The 18,967-nt window shown below is 61.3% G+C and carries 17 protein-coding genes and 1 tRNA gene; 7 read left to right on the top strand and 11 right to left on the bottom strand.

The annotated features are described in order from the left end of the window. Window positions 1–6: 6 nt before the first annotated feature. A tRNA-Gly gene (locus BLW50_RS03220) sits at window positions 7–80 on the bottom strand. Between the two features lie 296 nt (window positions 81–376). Between BLW50_RS03220 and BLW50_RS03215 the strand changes: the two genes are divergently transcribed. Next, a complete protein-coding gene (locus BLW50_RS03215; RefSeq protein WP_244544437.1) occupies window positions 377–1,258 on the top strand; it encodes a helix-turn-helix transcriptional regulator in 882 nt (293 codons plus the stop codon). Then, the gene (locus BLW50_RS03210) at window positions 1,255–3,324 is read left to right on the top strand and encodes a 3-hydroxyacyl-CoA dehydrogenase NAD-binding domain-containing protein (RefSeq protein ID WP_090697287.1); all 2,070 of its coding nucleotides are present in this window, start codon (window positions 1,255–1,257) and stop codon (window positions 3,322–3,324) included. The genes BLW50_RS03215 and BLW50_RS03210 overlap by 4 nt, the downstream gene beginning before the upstream one ends. Before the next feature lie 59 nt (window positions 3,325–3,383). On the opposite strand, the gene BLW50_RS03205 is transcribed toward BLW50_RS03210, so the two are convergent. Genes BLW50_RS03205 through BLW50_RS03165 form a run of 9 tightly spaced genes read right to left on the bottom strand, consistent with a single transcriptional unit; the run spans window position 3,384 to window position 13,062 of the window. After that, on the bottom strand, window positions 3,384–4,151 hold the full coding sequence (locus BLW50_RS03205; RefSeq protein WP_090697283.1) for an aldolase/citrate lyase family protein: 768 nt from the start codon (window positions 4,149–4,151) through the stop codon (window positions 3,384–3,386). 7 nt (window positions 4,152–4,158) lie between these two features. Next, window positions 4,159–4,962, bottom strand: coding sequence for a 2-oxo-hept-4-ene-1,7-dioate hydratase (gene hpaH, locus BLW50_RS03200; RefSeq protein ID WP_090697280.1), 804 nt, complete (start codon window positions 4,960–4,962; stop codon window positions 4,159–4,161). Window positions 4,963–4,972: 10 nt separating this feature from the next. Continuing rightward, window positions 4,973–5,851 carry a fumarylacetoacetate hydrolase family protein gene (locus BLW50_RS03195; protein WP_090697277.1) on the bottom strand — a complete coding sequence of 293 codons (879 nt, stop codon included), beginning with the start codon at window positions 5,849–5,851 and terminating at the stop codon, window positions 4,973–4,975. A gap of 44 nt (window positions 5,852–5,895) precedes the next feature. Continuing rightward, window positions 5,896–6,864: an NAD(P)-dependent oxidoreductase gene (locus BLW50_RS03190; protein WP_090697273.1), complete on the bottom strand. Its 969-nt coding sequence runs from the start codon at window positions 6,862–6,864 to the stop codon at window positions 5,896–5,898. Window positions 6,865–6,916: 52 nt separating this feature from the next. Beyond that, window positions 6,917–8,257: a dihydrolipoamide acetyltransferase family protein gene (locus BLW50_RS03185; RefSeq protein ID WP_090697270.1), complete on the bottom strand. Its 1,341-nt coding sequence runs from the start codon at window positions 8,255–8,257 to the stop codon at window positions 6,917–6,919. A gap of 36 nt (window positions 8,258–8,293) precedes the next feature. Continuing rightward, window positions 8,294–9,745 (bottom strand): NAD-dependent succinate-semialdehyde dehydrogenase, encoded by a 1,452-nt coding sequence (locus tag BLW50_RS03180; protein WP_210186025.1) that lies wholly within the window; start codon window positions 9,743–9,745, stop codon window positions 8,294–8,296. Between the two features lie 13 nt (window positions 9,746–9,758). Next, window positions 9,759–10,736 (bottom strand): alpha-ketoacid dehydrogenase subunit beta, encoded by a 978-nt coding sequence (locus tag BLW50_RS03175; protein WP_090697266.1) that lies wholly within the window; start codon window positions 10,734–10,736, stop codon window positions 9,759–9,761. Next, entirely contained in the window at window positions 10,724–11,734 is a 1,011-nt protein-coding gene (locus BLW50_RS03170; protein ID WP_090697262.1) for a thiamine pyrophosphate-dependent dehydrogenase E1 component subunit alpha, read from the bottom strand. Before BLW50_RS03170 ends, BLW50_RS03175 begins: the two co-directional genes overlap by 13 nt. Before the next feature lie 23 nt (window positions 11,735–11,757). Then, window positions 11,758–13,062 carry a M24 family metallopeptidase gene (locus tag BLW50_RS03165; RefSeq protein ID WP_090697259.1) on the bottom strand — a complete coding sequence of 435 codons (1,305 nt, stop codon included), beginning with the start codon at window positions 13,060–13,062 and terminating at the stop codon, window positions 11,758–11,760. Window positions 13,063–13,271: 209 nt separating this feature from the next. Between BLW50_RS03165 and BLW50_RS03160 the strand changes: the two genes are divergently transcribed. From BLW50_RS03160 to BLW50_RS03145, 4 genes are all read left to right on the top strand, one after another. Further along, window positions 13,272–14,348: a LacI family DNA-binding transcriptional regulator gene (locus tag BLW50_RS03160; RefSeq protein ID WP_090697256.1), complete on the top strand. Its 1,077-nt coding sequence runs from the start codon at window positions 13,272–13,274 to the stop codon at window positions 14,346–14,348. 32 nt (window positions 14,349–14,380) lie between these two features. Next, window positions 14,381–15,559 carry a M24 family metallopeptidase gene (locus BLW50_RS03155; RefSeq protein ID WP_090697253.1) on the top strand — a complete coding sequence of 393 codons (1,179 nt, stop codon included), beginning with the start codon at window positions 14,381–14,383 and terminating at the stop codon, window positions 15,557–15,559. 220 nt (window positions 15,560–15,779) lie between these two features. Beyond that, window positions 15,780–16,112, top strand: a complete 333-nt coding sequence (locus BLW50_RS03150; protein ID WP_090697250.1) for a hypothetical protein — start codon at window positions 15,780–15,782, stop codon at window positions 16,110–16,112. A 121-nt stretch (window positions 16,113–16,233) separates the two neighbouring features. Then, on the top strand, window positions 16,234–17,184 hold the full coding sequence (locus BLW50_RS03145; protein ID WP_090697245.1) for an amidohydrolase family protein: 951 nt from the start codon (window positions 16,234–16,236) through the stop codon (window positions 17,182–17,184). A gap of 59 nt (window positions 17,185–17,243) precedes the next feature. Here the strand turns inward: BLW50_RS03145 and BLW50_RS03140 are convergent, their stop codons facing one another. Continuing rightward, the gene (locus tag BLW50_RS03140) at window positions 17,244–18,224 is read right to left on the bottom strand and encodes an amidohydrolase family protein (RefSeq protein WP_090697242.1); all 981 of its coding nucleotides are present in this window, start codon (window positions 18,222–18,224) and stop codon (window positions 17,244–17,246) included. Between the two features lie 140 nt (window positions 18,225–18,364). Between BLW50_RS03140 and BLW50_RS03135 the strand changes: the two genes are divergently transcribed. Continuing rightward, window positions 18,365–18,829 (top strand): MaoC family dehydratase, encoded by a 465-nt coding sequence (locus BLW50_RS03135; RefSeq protein WP_090697238.1) that lies wholly within the window; start codon window positions 18,365–18,367, stop codon window positions 18,827–18,829. The last annotated feature ends 138 nt before the right edge of the window (window positions 18,830–18,967 follow it).

Below are 18,967 nucleotides of genomic sequence, written 5' to 3'. Positions count from 1 at the left end.
ATAAATTGGAGCGGGTGAAGGGAATCGAACCCTCGTATTCAGCTTGGAAGGCTGCTGCTCTACCATTGAGCTACACCCGCATCTGCCGAGGCAGTGACCGGCTTATAGGCGGGAGGTGAAATGTGTTCAAGCCGGGAACGGACAATCCAAAGCCCAAAACGGAGAGCTGACATCGGCGCCGCGCAACCGACGATACGCACTATAATACACAAACATGTCGATTGCTGCCGGGCTGAACATGTATTATTTTTCTGAGCACATGAGCCCTCCTTCCTCCCCCTCCTCCGCGCCGCCCAAACCAGGGCAGTCCCGTAGCCCGACTGCTGCGAAAGCAGAGGACAGCGCGCCGTCCTTGTCCTCGGCGGCCTCCGCGGTGCTGACGGTCGCGACCGTGCCGGATGGAACCTATCTCAACGATCTCGGCCAACGCGTCCGTCGCATCCGCGCCATTCGCGGCATGTCGCGCAAGGTGCTCGCCAAGACATCAGGCATTTCGGAGCGCTACATCGCCCAGCTCGAAGGCGGCACCGGCAATGTCTCCATTGTTCTGTTGCGCCGCATCTCCCGCACTTTGGGCATGCCGGTCGAAGATCTCGTCATGGACACGCCGCCCGACTGGCTCGCCGTGCGTGAGCTGCTGCGCACCGCCGCGCCGGAGCGGATCGCCCGCGCCCGCTCGATCCTCGCGGGCCAGGGCCTGCCGCTCAACATGCAGGCGGAGAAGCTGCCGTCCGACCGCATCGCCTTGATCGGCCTGCGCGGCGCCGGCAAAAGCACGTTGGGCGAGATCGTCGCCCGCAAGCTCGGCTGGAAATTCGTCGAACTCAACAAGGTGATTGAACGCTCTCTCGGCCTGACGATCACCGAAATCTATCGGCTCTACAGCCAGGATGGGTACCGCCGCGCCGAGCTGGCGGCCCTGCGCGAACTGATCAACACCAACGAACCGATGGTCCTGGCCACCGGCGGCGGCATCGTCGCCGAGCCCCTGTCCTTCGAACTCCTGCTGTCGTCTTTCTATACGGTATGGGTCAAAACCACTCCCGAGGAACATATGAAACGCGTGCGTGATCAGGGTGATTTACGACCGACAGCCAGCGATCGGAACGATCGCACCGCCATGCAGGAGCTGATCGCCATTCTGACCAATCGCGAGCCGCTCTACGCCCGCGCCAATGCGACGATCGACACATCAGGCGCCACCCTTGAACGCAGCACCGGCGATCTTCTGGCCGCGATTTCACGAGCCGGCCAGTGACCGCACCCGTTTCCGTCAGCACGCGCAATCGCATCGCGATCGCGACCATCGACAATCCGCCCGTCAATGCCGCCTCGCAGGCGGTGCGCGCCGGCCTGAAAGAGGCGATCGAACGTCTCGGCGCCGATAGCGCCGTTGATGCCATCGTCATTGCCTGCGCCGGTCGCACCTTCGTCGCTGGCGCCGACATTCGCGAATTCGGCAAGCTGCCGCTTTCGCCAATCCTGTTCGAAGTCACCGCCGCGATCGAAGCCTGCCCCAAACCGGTGATCGCCGCCGTTCATGGCACGGCGCTGGGCGGTGGCTGCGAGATCGCGCTCGCCTCCCACGCCCGTGTGTTGCGCAAAGACGCTAAGCTCGGCCTGCCGGAAGTTAAACTCGGCGTCGTGCCAGGCGCCGGCGGCACCCAGCGCCTGCCGCGCTTCACCGGTGTCGAGAAGGCCATGGAGATTGTCTCCAGCGGTCGCATGATCGATGCGAAAGAGGCGCAGACGCTCGGCATCGCCGACGCTCTCACGGATGGCGATGTACTTGAAGCCGCCATTGATTTGGCCAAGAGCCGTGTGGGCACCGCGCCAACGCGAACCAGCGATCGGCCGGTGCCGGCTTTCGACACTGAAGCAGCCAAGCGCCAGTTGAACGAGATCGAACGCAAGGCACGCGGCCAAAAATCCCCCAGGGAAGCCGCAAGCCTCGTCCTCGCCGCTCCGCTGGTTTCCGTGACCGACGGGGTGAAGCTGGAGCGCGAAGCCTTTCTGCGCCTCACTCACTCCGAACAGGGCATGGCGCTCAGGCACATTTTCTTTGCCGAGCGCGACGCTGCCAAGGTCGATGGCTTGGACGGTGTGGCGGCGCTGCCCGTGACGACCGTCGGCATCGCCGGCGCCGGCACCATGGGCGCTGGCATTGCAGTTGCCTTCGCCGATGCCGGCTACAAAGTGATCGTCGCCGAACGCGACATGGCTGCGGCGACAGCCGGCAAGGGCCGCATCGACGGCATCTATGCCCGCACGGTCAAGTCCGGCCGCTTGAGCGAAGCTGCTGCGGCCGAGCGCCTGTCACGCATCGACGTGCGCGACACGCTCGAAGCGCTGGCCCCGAGCGACCTCATCGTCGAAGCCGTGTTCGACGATCTCGAGGTCAAGCGCACGCTGTTCAAGACGCTGGCGAAAATCGTTCGGCCGGACGCGATCCTTGCCACCAACACCAGCTATCTCGACCCCGAATTGATCGCCGATGTGACGCCGGGCCCCGACCGCGTGGTCGGCATGCATTTCTTCGCGCCGCCCAACATCATGCGGCTGCTGGAAGTGGTGCGCTGCGCCCGCACCCGGCCCGATGTTCTGGCCACAGCACTTGCTCTGGGCAAGAAGCTGCGCAAACTGCCGATCGTCTCGGGCGTCTGCCCGGGCTTCATCGGCAACCGCATCTACGCCATGTATCGCCGCCAGTGCGAATACATGCTGGAAGAAGGCGCGACGCCGCGGCAGATCGACGAAGCCATGGAAAGCTTCGGCCTGCCGATGGGTCCGTTCCGCGTCTTCGACATGTCCGGCCTCGATATCTCCTGGGCGCAGCGCAAACGGCTCGCGCCGACGCGTGACCCCAGCGAGCGCTATGTCAGCATTGCCGACCGCATTTGCGAAGCCGGCCATTTCGGCCAGAAGACCGGCGCTGGCTGGTATCTTTATGAAAACAACGAACGCAAGGAGCATGCGGTCGTCCGCGACCTGATCGATCAGGCCGCCAAGGCCCGTGGCCTGCCGCAGCGCCAGTTTAGCACTGAGGACATCCGCATCCGCCTCGTAGCCGCCATGGCCAAGGAAGGCGCGCAGGTGCTGCGCGAAGGCATTGCCCAGCGCGCCTCCGACATCGATCTCGTCTTCGTCAACGGCTATGGCTGGCCGAACTGGTTGGGCGGCCCGATGTTCCAGGCCGACCGCATTGGCGCGCCACGCATCCTCGCCGAGATCGAGGCCATGCAGACGCGCGATGGTCCGGGCTGGGAAGCTGATGCCGCGATCACCGACGCGGTACGCAACGGCACGCCGATGTTCTCGCCATAGATTTAGTCAAGCGAGAGAGCCATTTGCGTTTCGAAACGCAAATGGCTCCAACGATATGATCAGCCGCGTTTGTATTTCGTCGCTGTTGCATACACGCTCTGCGCGAACAGCGTGATATCCGTATTGACGGCGACGAACAGCGCGCCAAGATCGAGGCAACGCTGGGCGAAGACCTCGTCAGCCATCAAGATGCCCGGCGCCTTGCCCGCAGCGGCAATCCGCTTCATGCAATCCTCGATCGTCGCCCGCACCTCCGGATGCGACATATTGCCAAGATGCCCGAGCGCCGCCGAAAGATCGGCCGGGCCAATGAACACCCCGTCGACGCCGTCGACCGCCGCGATCTCATTGAGATTATCCAGCCCCTTGCGGGTCTCCACCTGCACCAGCAAACACACTTCGTCATTCGCCCGCTGCAGATAACTGGTGGCCTTGCCGAACTGCGTCGCGCGCGTCAGGCCGGCGACACCGCGCACGCCGAGCGGCGGATAGCGCACGGCCGCGACCAGTTGCTGAGCCTGCTCCACCGTCTCGACGATCGGCACCAAAATGGTCTGCGCGCCGATATCGAGCACCTGTTTGATGAGCGAGGTTTCACCCACGGGCGGGCGCACGATCGCGTGGGAAGACGATCCCTTCATCGCTTGCAGCTGCGCCATGATCGAGGGGATGTCGTTGGGCGCGTGTTCGCCATCGATGACGAGGAAATCGAAGCCAGCGCCGGCGCACAATTCCGTCGTGTAGGGGCTCGCCAGCGATTGCCAGAGGCCGATCTGCGGCTTTTTCGCCTTGATCGCGGCTTTGAATGTGTTGGTCATCGACGGCATGGCATCCTCACGCGAAGTGGCAGCTGACGGTCCCCCACGGACCGTAATCGGCATGAAACGTATCACCCTTACGCGCTTCGATGGGGCGAATGAAGGACCCGGCAAGCACCACGTCTCCCGGCTCAAGCGTCCCGCCGCGCTCAGCCAGGCGATTGGCAAGCCAGGCGATCCCCATGGCGGGATGATTGAGCACGCCGGCGGCAAGCCCCGTCTCCTCGACCTGGGCATTCTTGAAGACAATGGCGCCGACCCAGCGCATATCGACATCCGTCGGCTTGAACGGCCGGCTGCCCAGTACGATGCCCGCATTGGCGGCATTGTCAGCGATCGTATCGAACACTGTGCGCGTCGCCTTGGTCTGCGGATCGACCCGCAAAATCCGTGTGTCGAGAATTTCCAACGCCGGCGTAACGAAATCCGTTGCGTTGATCACATCAAAGAGCGTGCAATGTGGACCTTCCAGCCGCGACTTCAGGACAAAGGCCAATTCAGCTTCGATGCGCGTGGCGATGAAACGATCCGTCGGAATATCGCCCGCGTCCGGGAAGAACATGTCGTCAAGCAGCACGCCTGAATCCGGCATGTCGATATTGAGCGCCGATTGCATGGCCTTGGATGTCAGACCGATCTTGTGGCCTTTGATCGTGCGGCCCTGCTTCCGTTTCATCTCGATCCAGGCCTGCTGCACCGCATAGGCATCGGCCATATCCATGCCTGGATGATCAAGGCTGATCATGCGGATCTGCTGGCGCGTCTTCTCCGCCTGTTCGAGACGCTCAGCGGCGGATTTGACCTGATCCTGTGTCAGCATTGTCGGTCCTTCAGATCGTCTCGTCCTCGATGCCGTTGCGCAGCAGGCCGATGCCTTCGGCCTCCACTTCAACCACATCCCCCGGCTTCAGCCAGATCGGCGGCGAGAACCGCGCACCCGCGCCAGTCGGCGTGCCCGTGACGATCAGATCGCCTGGAACCAGAGTGGTGAAAGTCGAGACATAGGAGATCAGATAACGGAAATCGTAGATCATGCGCGACGTGCGATCATCCTGCCGGACTTCGCCATTCACCCGCGTCGTCAGCCGAATATCGGCAATCTGCGCTTCGCCGGAAAACGGCACGATCCATGGGCCGAGGCTACCGCTGCGATCGAAATTCTTGCCTTGCGTGACATTGAAGCGCGAATGGCGCAGCCAGTCACGCAAGGTACCCTCGTTGCAAAGTGTGACAGCGGCGATGTGATCGAAAGCCTGAGCCCGCTCGATGCGTCGCCCGGCCTTGCCGATGACCAGCGTCACCTCGCCCTCATAGTCCAGTTGCTCTGACTCGGGCGGGCGCACCAGATTCTGTCCGTGCCCGACGAAGGAACCTGGAAAGCGCAGGAAAATGCTCGGATAAGTCGCGGCGTTCTGGCCGTCCTTATATTCTTCATTACGGTCAGGATAATTGACGCCGATGCAGATGATTTTCTGCGGCAGCGACACGGGCGGCAGATAGGTGAGCGCCGACAGCGGAAAATCGGCGGCCACTTTAAGGCCGCTGTCGACGACCGCCTGTAAGGCGTCCGCCTCAACCACGTCCTTCAGGGACCTATAGCGATCCTCAAGGCGCGCGCCGAGATTGACGAAACCGTCGTCGCGCACCAGCCCCCATGCGGACGTGCCGTCGATACGGCACGTCGCCAGTCTTGCGCCTTGTTGCGACATATCCTGCCCCTGCTCTCGCGGACCAACAGGACGGGTCTAGCAAGTCAGTGGTCGACTTCCAAGCCTGTCGGCACCGGCACGCCTTCGCTTTTCAGCGACACGCCCGACGCCAATGCCTGGGTTTCCAAAAGCGTCGCAAAATCCATGTCGAGATAGGCCTTCGGATCGGCCTTCAGGGTCGCCACGCCGAAATGCGACTGGATCGCCTCGCGGGTCGCCGCCGTGACCGGCATCGGCACATCATATTTGCGCGCCGCCGTCAGGCCGAGATCCATGTCCTTGCGCAAGAGTTCCATGGTGAACGTCGTCGTCCAGTCGAGATTGACGAGGGCGTTACTCTTATAGCGGGTGAAGGTCGAGCCCATGACGCTGTTGTTCATGAAGTCGAGAAAGGCGTGGCGCGGCACGCCATGTTTCTGCGCCAGAATGGTGATCTCGGCCAGGTTCTGAATGACCACGCCCAGCATGACATTGTGAGCGATCTTGCAGATGCGGGCGAGCTCACCCTCGCCGACATAGGACAGGCCCGAGCGCGCGAACGCTTCGATATAGGGCTTGGCCGCGTCGAAAGCCGCGCGCGGACCAGAGGCCACCGCCGACAATTTGCCGGCTTTCACGCATTTACCATTGCCCGACACCGGCACCGCCAGAAACTGCGCGCCCATCTCACCGAGCCGCGCCGAAATCTTGGCCGAATCCTCAACGCCGATCGACGAGCAATCGACAAAGATCTTCGGCAAAGCGTTCTTGCCACGCGTGGCAACACCACCTTCGCCGAAATAGACCTGCTCGAGATCCTTGCCCGTCGAAACCATGGTGAACAAGATGTCGGTGCCCGAGAGATCGATCGGCCGATCGACGAGCTTGGCGCCCTTGGCGGCCAGCGGCTCGGCTTTCGCCTTGGTGCGATTCCACAATTGCACATCATGGCCGGCCTTCAGCAAAAGCTCCGCCATTGGCGTCCCCATGCGGCCCATGCCGATCCAGCCCAAACGATCTTTGCTCGCAATCATATTCCCCTCCATTGGGATTCCTCTAGGATTCTTGCCGTTAGGATTTTGGCTCTTAAAAATCCGCGTTCCAGTCGCGCGTCTCGATGATGGTTTTCACCGCGTTCAAGAACGACGCCGAATATGCGCCATCGAAAGCCCGATGATCGAAGCTCTGCGCCAACATGCCGACCGGACGCGCGACGATGGCGTCACCGTATTGCGTCTCGACCACAACCGGTCGCTTGCGAATGGCATCCGTCGACAGAATAGCGACCTGCGGCGCGTTGATGATCGGCGCCGTGAACAAGGTGCCGAAACTGCCATTGTTGGAAATCGAATAGGTGCCGCCTTCGAGATCGTCAGGCCGCAATTTACCCGCGCGGGCCACGTCAACCAGACGGGCGATGCCGGCCGCAAGACCCACGACGTTCAGCCGATCCGCATGGCGCAGCACCGGAACCACTAGCCCCTCGTGGCTGAGATCAACCGCAATGCCAAGATTGATTTCCTGCGCCACCAGTAGCTCATTGCCATCGACCGACGCATTCACTTTCGGCCATTGCCGGATTGCCAGGCACACCGCCCGGGCGATGAACGGCAGATAGCTCAGGCTCGTGCCGTGCTGCTGTTCAAACTCGCGTTTGCGCGCCGCGCGCACCTCGGCCACCACACCAAAGTCGACTTCCACCGTTTGCAGAACATGCGGAATGCTTTGCCAGGCGCGCGTCAAATGTTTTGCCGTCTGCTGCCGCACCTTATTAAGGGGGTGTCGGTCGCGCGGTCCGGTGATTGGCAGCGGCGGCAAAGCCGCTGTCGGCGCAAAACCGCTTGCAGGGCCAGCCTGTATTGCCGCGTGCACATCAGCCGCAGCCACGCGCGTGCCACCACGCTGGCGCACGTGCGTCGCCACTTGAGCCGGATCGAGCCCGTTCTGCACCATCAAGCGGCGAGCGAGGGGTGTGGCGCGCAAGTCCGGCGCCACCTGGGCCTTGCCGTAGTTGCGCGTCGGCGTGAACACTTCATTGAAGGGCGCGAAGCCGCGCGTCGCGAGAGCACCGGTGGGTGCGGACACAGCAGAATTTCGCGCGGCAGGCGTTGGCGCAACCGGTGCTGGTGTCGCCGACACTTTCTTGGCCGGAGACGCTTCGGCTTTCGCCTTGGCGCGCTTCTCTCCTGTCGCAACGCCGTTGCCGATCACCGCGACAGTTGCACCGACTGGCACGGTCTCGCCAACGGCATAGACGATCTCCGACAAAATGCCGGATTCGATGGCTTCCACTTCCATCGACACCTTGTCGGTTTCGATCTCGAACAGGTTATCACCGGCGACGATCTGATCGCCGACCGCCTTGAACCACGACGAGATCTTACCCTCGCGCACGGTCTCGCCCAACTGCGGCATCAAAACGTCCATAGAACCAGCCCTGTCTCTCTGATCACCAAGTTCTGATCACCAAGCAACGGAGATGTATTGTGTCTCCAAGAACTCCATCAGGCCTTCGTGCGCGCCCTCGCGCCCAATGCCCGATTGCTTCACGCCGCCAAATGGTGCCGCTGGATCGGAAACCAGGCCGCGGTTGAGGCCGACCATGCCGAACTCGAGCTTCTCGCTCAGCGCCAGGCCACGTTTCAAATCGGCCGTATAAAGATAAGCGACTAGGCCATATTCCGTGTCGTTGGCGCGGCGCACCACTTCCTCTTCCGAAGTGAAACGTTGCAACACGGCGACGGGACCGAAGATTTCATCGCGCAGACATTCCGCCGTATCGGGCACATTGACCAATACCGTCGGCGGATAGAAATAGCCCTTGCCAGGCGTCACCTCGCCGCCGGTAACGATCTCTGCGCCCTTGGCGACAGCATCACCAACGAAATGCTCCACCTTGTTGCGCGTCTCCGCATTGACCAACGCACCGACCTCAACACCATCCTCTAGGCCATTGCCGACTTTCATCTTGCGCATACGTTCGGCCAGTTTGGCGGCGAAGGTATCGTGGACGTCGTGGTGCACATAGAAGCGATTGGCCGCCGTGCAAGCCTCGCCCATATTGCGCATCTTGGCGATCAACGCGCCTTCGACCGCGGCATCGATATCCGCATCGGCGCAGACGATGAACGGTGCATTACCGCCCAATTCCATGGCGCTATTGACCACATTGTCGGCGGCTGCATGCAGCAACGTGCGTCCAACGCCAGTCGATCCAGTGAAGGAGACGATGCGCGCGCGCGGATCATGCAGAAGCTTATCGACCAGGGGCCCCGACTTGCGCGACGGTAGCACGTTGACGACGCCAGCCGGCACGCCAGCCTTTTCCAGAATAGGCATCAGCGCCAGCATCGTGAGCGGCGTATCCGAAGCCGGCTTGACGATCACCGGACAACCGGCGGCCAAAGCCGGGCCGATCTTGCGCGTCGCCATCGCGGCGGGGAAATTCCACGGCGTCACCAGAACGGCGATGCCGATCGGCTTGTGCTGCACCAGAATGCGCGCGCCACTCGACGGCGCTCGCATCACCTCGCCGATATTGCGCACCGCCTCTTCCGCATACCAGCGGAAGAATTCCGCTGCATAAGCGATCTCGCCGCGTGCATCGGACAGCGCTTTACCATTTTCCAGCGTGATGATCCGCGCCAGCCGGTCTTGATCAGCGATGATCAACTCATAAGCCTTGCGCAGCACTTCGGCGCGCGCACGCGGCGTCTGCTGCGCCCAGCCGGCGAACGCGGCTTCCGCCGCATCGAGCGCCTTCAGGCCGTCTTCCACCGTGGCGCTGGCGACAGAGGTCAGAACCTGCTCGGTCGCCGGGTTGATGACGTCGAAACGGCCGCCATCGGAGGCATCGACAAATTTCCCGCCGATGAACAGGCCGGTGGGTACATCCATGATCGGTTTCGCATCCATGGGGTCCTCGCTTTCAATTCATCGCGCGAACGATTTTCTCGACGATCCGCGCCGGCGTCGGCAGCACGATATCTTCCAGATTATCGGCAGCCGGCAGCGGAATATGCGGTGTCGTGATCCGCACGATCGGTCCATCGAGATCATAGAAGGTCTCATCGGCCGCAATTGAGGCGATCTCGGCGCCCCAACCCAGAAGACGCGGATTTTCCTCGACCGTGAACAGACGGCCAGTCTTGACGATGGAACCCAGGATTGTTTGGGTGTCGAGCGGCACCAGCGAGCGCACGTCGATCACCTCGCAATCAATGCCATGATCGCGGGCCAGAATCTCGGCTGCTTCCAGGGCGCGCGGCACCATCAGCGCCAGCGCGACGATCGTTGCATCACGACCCGGCCGCAGGATTTTCGCCGTACCCAGCGTGTCGAGGATCTCGCCATCCGGCACCTCGCCTTTGACGGCATAAAGCGACTTGTGCTCGTAGAAGATCACCGGATTGGGATCACGCACGGCCGCCGCCAGAAGTCCGACCACATCGGCGGGGCTCGATGGCGCCACCACTTTCAGGCCCGGAATCATCATCGACCAGTTTTCGACCGATTGCGAATGCTGGGCGCCAAAGCGCGATCCAGCCCCATTGCCCGTGCGCACCACCAGAGGGCAGCCAAGCTGTCCGTTGGTCATGTAGCGCACTTTCGGAAACTCATTGGCGATGAAGTCGAAACAGACCGCCAGAAAATCCGAGAACATGATTTCGGCGATCGGCCGCAAGCCCGTCATCGCCGCGCCCATGGCCGCGCCGAGAATGGCCTGTTCGGAGATCGGCGTATCGCGCACGCGCTTCGGGCCGAAACGATCGTAAAGCCCGACCGTCGCCTTAAACACGCCGCCCGCCTTGGCGACATCCTCCCCTAGAAAGACAACGCGTTCGTCGCGCTCCATTTCCTGGGCGATGCCGCGTGCAACCGCGTCCCGATAGCTCAGTTCCGCCACGCCCAGCCTCCATCGGCATAAACATCTGTGCAGAGGATCGATTCCGGCGGCAGGCCAGCTGCCTTGCACGCCTCCGTCGCCTCATCGACCTGTTTGGCAACGTCCGTATCGATGGCGGCGATATCGGCTTCGGCTATGCCGAACTCGCCGAGCCGCTGGCGATAGAGTTTGATCGGATCGTGCTTGAGCCATTTCTCCAACTCGCCCTTGGGGCGATAGGCACCGGGATCGGCACGGGAATGACCGGAATGGCGATAGGTCATGCACTCGATCAGCGACGGCCCCTGCCCGGCGCGCGCTTTCGCGAAGGCTGTCTGCGCGACGCGATAGACCGCGTCCGCATCATTGCCATCGACGATAATCCTTTCGAGCCCATAGGCCGCGGCGCGATCAGCCGCTGGATGTTCCACAGCCGTGACATCGCCGATCGGCGTATATTCCATATAGAGATTGTTTTCGCAGACGAAGACCACCGGCAGCATCCACACTTTGGCGAAATTAACCGCCTCGTGAAACGCCCCGATATTGGTTGTGCCATCGCCGAAGAAACAGACGGTCACATCGTCCTGGCCAAGATATTGCGCCCGCCAGGCGGCGCCACAGGCGATCGGCAAATGCGCGCCGATGATCGCATAGGAGCCCATCACGCCGTGGTCGACCGATGTCAGATGCATCGAGCCGCCCTTGCCGCGCATCAGGCCGTTGTCGCGCTGCATCAGCTCGCCGAGCACTTTCTCCATCGAAACGCCACGCGCCAAAGTATGGGCATGGCCGCGATAGGTACAGAACGACAGATCGCCTTTCTTCATCGCGCCGGCAAAGCCGGCGGCGATCGCCTCCTGTCCAAGCGACAGATGGCTGGTGCCTTTCACCAGATTCTGCAGAAACAGATCATAGGCCCGCTTCTCGAACAGTCTGATTTCAAGCTGCGAACGATACAGCTCTCGGCGCTTGTCGAGGCCGATATCATCATTGACGATGGCTTCTGCGACGGTCATGCGGCGCACCTCCCGGCTTGTTTTTAGTAGCGATTGGCGATCGGCAGTTCTTCGGCCGGGAACAGGCTGATCACCTGGCAGCCGCGATCGGTGACGACCACCTCTTCCTCGATGCGCGCCGCCGAATAGCCGTCCGTTGCCGGACAATAGGTTTCGAGCGCGAAGACCATGCCGGTCTTGATCTCCATCGGATTGTCGAGGGAGACCAGCCGCGAGATGATCGGGCGCTCGTGCAGCGCCAACCCCAGGCCATGGCCGAATTGCAGGCCGAAAGCCGCCAGCTCGCTCGGGAAGCCAAACTCTTCCGCCTTCGGCCACACTTTCGCGACCGTATCGGTGGACACGCCCGGCTTGATCAGCGCAATCGCATTGTCGAGCCACTCGCGACATTTCTTATAGGCATCCCGTTGCGCATCGGTGGCGCGGCCGACGTTGAACGTGCGGTAATAGCAGGTTCGATAGCCCTGATAGGACTGCAGGATGTCAAAGAAGGCCTGGTCGCCCGGCCGAATGATGCGGTCGGTGAAATTGTGCGGATGCGGGTTGCAGCGTTCGCCGGAAATGGCGTTGATCGCCTCGACGTCGTCAGAACCCATCTCGTAGAGCATCTTATTGGCCAGCGCGACGATGTCGTTCTCGCGGATGCCCGGCTTCAGCTCCGTGTGGATCATGTGATAGACGCCATCGACCATGGCGGCCGCCTGATTGAGCAGCACGATCTCGTCGATGTTCTTGATCTCGCGCGCATCCAGCATGATCTGCTGGCCGTCGACGACCTTCATGCCGACCTTCTGCAACTCGAAGAACATCGCCGTCTCGGCCAGATCGACGCCCACCTGCATGTCGGCGACGCCGGCCTGCCGCAGCAGATCCATGATCTCCTCGGCGTGGAATTTCATCAACCCGACGGACGGCGGCACGGTGCCGCGCATGCCGAGCATACCAGCGCGCCAGCTCGCCTCCGGCAGCCAGTCGCAATAGACCTTGTGGTGGATGGCGGCAGAGCCGAAGTCCCAGACGATCGGCTCATTATCGCCCGCCAGCAAAGCAAAGCGGCAGAGCTTGTCGCGCTCCCATTCGCCGATCTTGGTGCCGCTGACGTAGCGGATGTTGTTGACGTCGAAGAGCAGCAGCGCGCCGCATTGGGAGTTCTTCAGCGCCTGCCGCGCCCGCGCCAGGCGATATTTACGGAGCCGGTCGTGATCGACCCGTCGCTCGAAATCGACGGAGGTGTGCCCATAGGCGGGGATGGCGCGCTCCCAGCGCCAGTTCGGCGACAGATCCTCGGGTTTCAGGATATTGGGCCGCAGCGCGTTCGCAATGTTCATAGCCGCCTCTCCTCCGCTACGGCGATGCTACGCCGAGCCTGGCTTGATCGACAACGCGATCTATTGTGCAATCGATTGCATATTCTTGATGCCCTCTCCTTCCCTGTCAATAGAGAACTTTTTGTGTGCGGTGCAAAAATTACAAACACACTTGGCAAACGTTTGCATACGCGCTTATTCTGGTTTCCCCAAAGCATGACAGGATTCAGATGCTGAAACGCCGGCGTGCAACCCTGAAGGACGTGGCCGAAAGTGTCGGCGTCCATGTGTCGACCGTTTCCCGCGCGCTCAATCCAGAAACGCGCCACCTCATCACCTCGGACATCGTCCGTAAGATCGCCGCCGCCAGCCGTGCGCTGGGCTACATCCCCAACACCGCAGCCTACAGCCTGCGCACCACGCGCACGAAGATCGTTGGTGTCGTCGTGCCCGACATCACCAACTCGATCTTCCCACCAATCATCCGTGGCGTCGAAGACGCCTTGATGGAACACGGCTATGCGACCGTGCTCGTCAACACCGATGGCGGCATGGAACGCGAAGCCGCGATGATCGATGCCTTGGCGGCGCGCGGCGTCGACGGTCTGGTCATCGCCTCCGTGCATCGTGACGATGGCCGCATCCGCGATCTCGCCACCCAAGGCACGCCCGTGATCACCGTCAACCGACGTATGGACGATCCCACCATTCCCTCCGTCACTAGCGATGAAGAAGATGGCGTGCGCCGCATGCTCACCCATCTTGCAGCGCTCGGTCATCGCCGCATTTGCACCATCGCCGGCGATCAAACGATCTCCACCGGCCAGCGCCGTCATGAGGCCTTTCTGCAAATCGCCCCTGAATTCGGCATCCAGACCGATGCGTCCAATATCGTCTTTGCCAGCGACTTCAACGAAAGCTCAGGCGAACGTTGCATGGAAGAATTACTGGCGCGCGGGATCGAATTCACCGCTGTGCATTGCTCCAACGATCGCCTGGCGATCGGCGCCATTTCAGCGCTGCGACGCCGTGGCCTTGTCTGCCCGACCGATGTCTCCGTCACCGGCTTCAACGACATGCCGATGGTCGATCGCATCGATCCACCGCTGACGACGATTCGCATTCAGCAGCACAAGGTCGGTTATGTGGCGGCCGAATTGCTGTTCGAGCAGATGCGCGAGCTGTCGAGCCGCCCCGTGCCGCAGCATATCGTTCTGCCGGTCGATCTCGTGGTGCGAAACTCGACAGCGCCGCCCCAGGATATCGCCAGCAAGGTGCCCCGCCGCACGGTCAAAGACCGAACCTGAGATCCAGCAGCCTTCAGAGGGCGAGACGACCGATGATGCCTGTATTGCCTGAACGCCTACGGCCTTTGCTGGAGACCGACTATCCCCGCGCCTCGGACAACGAAATGCAGCGGCGGCGCGCCGCCGTTGCCCAGGCGATGGCTGAGAACAATGTCGATCATCTGATCTTCTATGGCGCCAATCGTGCCGGCTCATCCGTGCAATGGCTAACCCATTGGATGGTGACGAACGAGGCCGCCGGCATCTTCACGCCCGGCGAACAGGACAAGGTCTTCATCCACTATTACAATCACCTGCCCCTCGCGCGACGGATGGCGCCGCAAGCGGATATGCGCTGGGCCGGAGAAAACACGGCGGCCAATCTTGTCGAAGAGTTGGCGAAGCGAAATGCCAAGCCGGGCCGCGTCGGCGTCATCGGCCCCTTGGGCTTCGATGCCCATGCGGTGCTCAGCACTCGTTTCGGTCCGCTCGTCAATCTGAATCGCGCTTACGTCAATCTGCGCCGCATCAAATCAGCGGAAGAACTCGATTGGTTCAGGCTCGGCGCCTATTTCTCCGATCTCGGCATGGCGGCCTTGCGTGATACAGCCCAACCAGGTGTCAGCGAGCGTGAACTCGCTAATGCGATCGAGCGAGCTTATGTCGGCCTCGGCGGACAGACCGTCATCCATTACATCGGCACCACGTCGATGCACGATCCGCAGGTGGCCGTGCCGACGCAATATTGCTCAACGCGTCGGCTGCAAATGGGCGATATCGTCTTCGCTGAAATCACCGCCACGTTCTGGGACCATTCCGGGCAAATCCTGCGTTCGTTCACGATCGGCGAAGAACCGGCGCCGCTTTATCGCGAGCTCCATACGGTGGCGGAGGCCGCTTTCAACGCGATGGCTGCTGTGCTGCGCGCCGGCGCTCTGCCGGCTGATGTCGTCAAAGCCTCCGGACTGATCGAAGACGCCGGCTTCACTGTCATCGACGATATTCTGCATGGCTATGGCGGTGGCTATTTCCCGCCTGTGCTCGGCGCCCGCTCACGCTCCAACGGGCCGATTCCCGAGCAACCTTTCGCCGCCGGACAGCTTGTCGTCATCCAGCCGAATGTGGTGACGCTTGATGGTAAGGCTGGCGTACAGAGCGGCGAAATGGTGCTCATCACCGAAACCGGTATCGAGCGGATGCATCAGCTACCGCGCGGTTTCATCAGACTTTAACGCCCGCGGCGGCGAAAGGACCCATCGTAGGCCCACGCCAGCACAATTCCGCTCTATTGATCTCCCCCCGCACTTCCTATTTCAATTGCTTTATAGCGTTTCACAGCTCGACAAAAACGTCGCGCAATGAAGACGCGTCCAAATAAGAGGATCTAAGCAAAATTACGTTTCTAGCGAAACGTGATTTACTCTAGCCAGCGAAGAGAGGTCCGGGGAACTCATGTCCTTTCGTCTTCTTTCTCGATTGAGCACTGCCGTTAGCCTGCTGCTTCTGCCCGCGATCGCGGAAGCGAAACTGGCGCGCTGCTTCACGACAAGCGACGGATATTACGACTGCGATTTCCGCGCGACCGATAAGGACGGTAGTTTCGAGATCAGCGCGAAAAGGAAGCCGCGCTATATTCTGGTCATGGAGGAGCCCGGCCTAGCCTCCGCTTTCGTCAATCTCGGCACAGATCGCAACGTCTCCCTGCCGGGCAAATTCAAACGCAACAAGCAGGACCTCGCCTGCTGGTTCAACGACGAAAGCCGCACGCGGATCTGCGCCTGGTAGCGTGGCAGTTTCGTCTCTGCACCGCATGGCGGTCTTCTAGACAGATGGCCGCCCCGCTGCATAATCGCGCCGATTTTGACGGGCCCACGGAGTTTGAGGGACCCACCGAGGGAGATAGGGCTTGAAGAAGATTGCGCTCGAAGAGCATTGCATGGTTCCAGGCCTCGCCGCCTATTGGGAAGGCACGATGGCCGACGTGCCCAAGGAGATCTATGAACGCATCCGCACCCGCCTGTTCGACTATGGCGAAATGCGCCTGCGCGAAATGGACGAAGCCGGCATCGCCAAATCGATCCTTTCGGTTGCCGGCCCCGGCGTGCAGGTTGAAACGAACACCGCGACAGCGCTGAAAACCGCTTCTGAGGCCAACGATCATCTAGCGGCGCAGATCGCGCCGAACAAAGATCGTCTCTACGCCTTCGCCCACATCGCCCTGCAGGATGCCCATGCGGCGGCGAAGGAACTCGAGCGTTGCGTCACGCAGCTCGGTTTTAAGGGCGCTTTGATCAACGGCCATAGCATCGGCCACTATCTGGACGAGCGCCAATTCGATCCGTTCTGGGCCAAGGCCGAGGAACTGCAAGTGCCCGTCTACCTGCATCCGGCCGATCCGCCAGTGCAGTACAAGTCCTTCGATGGCTACGACGCCCTGCGCCGAGCCACCTGGGGTTGGACGGTTGAGACCGGCACCCATGTTCTACGCATGGTGTTCGGCGGGGTGTTCGATCGCTTTCCCAAGGCCATTCTTGCTGTCGGACATCTGGGCGAAACCATGCCCTTCCTGCTGTGGCGGCTCGACAGCCGCGCCAAGCTCTATGGCGTGAAACTGAAGCGCGAGCCATCCGACTACATCCGCGAAAATATGTACGCCACCTTGTCCGGCATGTATTCGGCCGAGCCGTTCAATTGCTCGATCGCGGCGCTCGGCCAATCGCGCGTGATGTTCTCGGCCGACTATCCCTTCGAGAATTGGGTAACGGCCGGCAAATTCATGGACGATGTCCAGGTGCCCGAAGACGTCCGTTCAGCCGTCGCCTGGAGCAATGCGGCGAAGCTTTTCCGGCTCGAGTAAGAAAAACGCCGGCCGGAAAATTCCGGCCGGCGTCAACGCATTCGGTTCGATCTCGTGGCTTAAAGCTTGAACACCTTGGTCGCGTTCTCCGAGAAGATGGTCTTCTTGTCGGCGTCGCTCAGCCAATCGAACCGATTGATGATCGGCACGATATCGTCCCAGGTCGTGCCGGTCTTCGGGTTGAGGCCTGAGCCAACGCCAGGGCATTCCGCGCCATAGATGCAACGATCCACCCCGACCGTCTCGATCAAAAGCCGCAGACCGGCTTCCGTATAGAGCACGGTGTCGAAGTACAGCTTGCGCAAGCCTTCGAGGAAATCACCGCCGCGCATGAAGCGCCCGATCTGATACGGGATCGCGCCACCGCCATGGGAAACAACGATCTTCAACTTCGGGAAATCCTTGAACACGTCGGATTTCACGAGGTTGTAAACGGCGATCGATTCTTCGTTGATGAAGTGCAGCGTGTAGGGCGTGCGATCAGACTTAGAACCAGTCGCGTGGATGTGCGCCGGCACGTCCAGTTCGCACAGCTTCTCGTAGAGCGGATACCAATAGTGGTCGCCGAGGCCCGGGGCTTCCTGGCCACCGTTCTCATAAGGATCCGGGTTGAGCAGACAGCCCTTGAAGCCGAGCTTGGTGATGCAACGTTCCAGTTCGGGCAGAACCGCCTTGATCGGCTCGCCGGCTGCTTGCGGCAGGCCGCAAACGCCGAAGAACTTGTCCGGAAACAGTTGAACGGAGCGCGCGATGACGTCGTTCGTCTCTTCCGTAAACCACTGCACGACACGCGGCGGCTGGAAGCTGTGCATCATCTGGAACGGCCGCGGCGAGATCAGCTGCTTGTCGATGCCGTTCTTTTCCATCATCGGAATGTGCCCGACCGGACCCATTTCCTTCTTGAAATAAGCGGCCTTGATCTCCTCGTCGGTCACTTCGACCTTGCCGCGCCCATGGGCGCCGCGATGCGACAGAATTGAGGCTTTGTACGCCCAGAGAGCCGCAGGCGCGCTCACATGGGCATGGCAGTCAATAATCATGCGTTTCCTCCGTTGACGACAAAGCTAAAGCTAAGCAATATTTGAGAGCCAGGAAGCAGTAGAGCTTGCTCGTTCAGGGCGCTAGGTTGATCACCTTCCAATTTGGGCAACGCTCCCGCGACAGTTTGAAAAGGTTTCCGATGTCCGAATCCGAGGTTGCGACATCCGACGTGGTCTGGCCCTGCCCCTTTGCGGTGGGTGAGACGTTCGAGAGCGACGTCACGTTCGACGCGGCGGGCATCCGCAGCTTCGCCACCCTGGTCGGCGACACCAATCCGCTGCACCACGATGAAGCCTTCGCGCGCCAAAGCCGTTTCGGCCGGCTGATCGCCTGCGGCGCCCAAACGTCGAGCATCATGATCGGCCGCACGGCCAATATCGTCACACAGCGGACGGCGAGCCTGGGCCTCGACTTGTACTACCGCTTTCGCCGGGCGGTTCTCGCCGACGAACCCATGCACATCCGCTGGACCGTGGCTTCGGTCACGCCGAAGCCGAGCCATAAGGGCTATATCGTTGGTTTCGAAGGTGAAATGGTGAACTCGGCCGGTGAGGTCGCCGTCTCCGCGTCCGCCAAGAGCCTGGTGTTCGAAGGCCATATCTGACGTCACGGCCGGCATTCCGCCAGACCTGTGCGGACGGTTTCTAAGCCGAATAGGCGAGACTTATCAGAACGCGGGAACAGGCGTCGTTGCAGCACACCCATCCCTGATCCCTCCCCCAGACTTCCGGACCAATGCGCC

Origin of the sequence: Beijerinckia sp. 28-YEA-48, from assembly GCF_900104955.1 — a bacterium.
Classification (GTDB): domain Bacteria; phylum Pseudomonadota; class Alphaproteobacteria; order Rhizobiales; family Beijerinckiaceae; genus Terripilifer.
Note: the sequence above shows the minus strand (reverse complement) of the source record. Positions and strands in the feature narration are given on the sequence as shown.